The sequence below is a fragment of the Methylobacterium sp. WL120 genome, assembly GCF_008039465.1.
Taxonomy (GTDB): domain Bacteria; phylum Pseudomonadota; class Alphaproteobacteria; order Rhizobiales; family Beijerinckiaceae; genus Methylobacterium; species Methylobacterium cerastii.
This window is the reverse complement of record NZ_VRUT01000317.1, coordinates 1-1,782: the sequence shown is the minus strand read 5'-3', so window position 1 is coordinate 1,782 and position 1,782 is coordinate 1. Positions and strand designations below refer to the sequence as shown.

At 63.2% G+C, this 1,782-nt stretch carries 2 protein-coding genes and 1 pseudogene; 2 read left to right on the top strand and 1 reads right to left on the bottom strand.

The window, feature by feature from the left end; translation table 11 throughout:
• A pseudogene (locus FV229_RS26680) lies at positions 1 to 140 on the bottom strand (IS3 family transposase); the annotation flags it as partial.
• A gap of 949 nt (positions 141 to 1,089) precedes the next feature.
• Between FV229_RS26680 and FV229_RS26675 the strand changes: the two are divergent.
• Together FV229_RS26675 and FV229_RS26670 are read left to right on the top strand one after the other, a co-directional pair.
• A complete protein-coding gene (locus tag FV229_RS26675) occupies positions 1,090 to 1,341 on the top strand; it encodes a hypothetical protein (RefSeq protein WP_147754795.1) in 252 nt (83 codons plus the stop codon).
• 35 nt (positions 1,342 to 1,376) lie between these two features.
• Positions 1,377 to 1,782 (top strand): chemotaxis protein CheB (locus FV229_RS26670; protein WP_281406759.1); only part of this gene is annotated, 406 nt, incomplete at its 3' end.

The window sequence follows — 1,782 nt, the reverse complement described above, 5'->3', positions numbered from 1 at the left end:
TCACGCCGCCACCGGTAGTACGTCACCGAACTCACACCGAGCGCGCGGATTGCATCGGCCACGCTCTGGCCCTGTGAGATCAGCACGTCCGCCTGACGGAGCTTCGCGACGATCTCCTCGGGCTTCGGGTGTTTTGCCATCTCGTCCGTCCTCCAGGCTCAAAAGCCATACCAAAGGGCGGACCACTTCAATGGGGGCTGACCACCGTCGGCTCCCCCTTTCGCTTTTGGTCGTGCCCGGTCGCACCCGCATCAAAGGCATCCGCATGCTGGTCGATACGCTCGCGGATTCCTTGGCGACCCTGCCTGGCATTGCCAGGGCGTGACGTCCGCTTTCAGGCTCCCGGTAGAATACGTTCAACGGCGAAGTTGGGTCGGGACCTGTCCGTCCGCTCTACGACCGGGTTGGGTGGATTTCTGTCGGTCCGCTTTTGGGGCGGCGATCCATCGAAGCGGACATCGTCTGTAATGCTTCTCCAGACCCATTACGGAAGGTCCGAAGGTCCGTTGCTCACCAAGTCATCAGATGAGGACCTAGGAACTCAGCGCGTCTACTTGCACCCGTTCGCTTCATGCGAAAAGCCGACTTGTGGTTAAGGTTGAGGTTCGACCCTCCCAATCGCCCTCGAACTCGATTTCCGGATTGCTACACCTAGGCATTGTGTGCAGGATCGTAGCGTTCGCCTAGAAGTTACCTACGTGCGGGCATGGGACGGAAATCGGAGCGCTCCTGTTGGACCGCCTACAAACAGATCGGTGCCTTGAGGTTGCTCGTGAGTTGCGCGCAGCGGCCGAAGAAACGCGGCAGACGCTTCAAGCCTCGCGCGATCTCGTCCGGCGGTCCCGCGAGCAGACCGCTGCAGGGCCGTCACAAAGCCGCAAGGTCGAGGACCCTGGCCCATCGAACCAATTGGTGACGTCTCTCATTGACGCCTACGAGGCCTCGGAAGACGACCCCGATACCCAGACTCGCTTGCTCCTCGGCCGGGTTCTCCATCATGTCGGGCGTCGCGTCGCTGGCGCGATGGGACCACGGGCGGTCGGGATCGCCGTGCATTGATCGACGCGGCTTAGGAACCGGCGGAAAGTTATGGCGAACGGTGACGATCCGCAGGACCGCCTCGGTGCCTTAGATCGCATCGCCCGGTCGCTGGGTATTCCGACCGCGGCCTTCATGACGGCCGACCCGGCTAAGACATCGGACATCGAAAATGCCGTGGCGGGTCTGGATCATCTCCCCGAAGTAGTAGCTTTGCTGCGTCTGTTCGTGCGGCTGAAGAGCCCCGAGGCTCGGGCCCGCTGCCTCGCCTACGTGGTGCAGGAGGCCACGCAAGACGTCTGATCCGCACGGCCGTCCTCGACATCGGGCAAGAACGCATGATGCTGGGCCCCAACGAACGGCGCAGTATCGATCCGAAGGTTGAGAACGCGGTGATGGACCAGGACCACTTCCCGATCGTCGGCATCGGCGCGTCCGCAGGCGGCATCGAAGCGATGCAGGGCTTCTTCCGTGGAGTGCCGGAGACGCTCGGGGCCGCCTTCGTCATCGTCACGCATCTCAGTCGAGAGCACAAAAGCCTGCTCCCGGACGTGCTGGCCCGCTTCACGCCGCTTAAGGTCGAGGCTGCCGCCGACGGCGAGCCGGTCCGGCCTGGTCACGTCTACGTCATGCCGGCCGGGTCCGTCATGGGCATCGCAGGCGGACGGCTGACTTTGAAGCCGCTCGGGCCGGCGGTCCGTGAGCCCAAACCGGTCGACATCTTCCTGACTGCCCTGGCCCTTG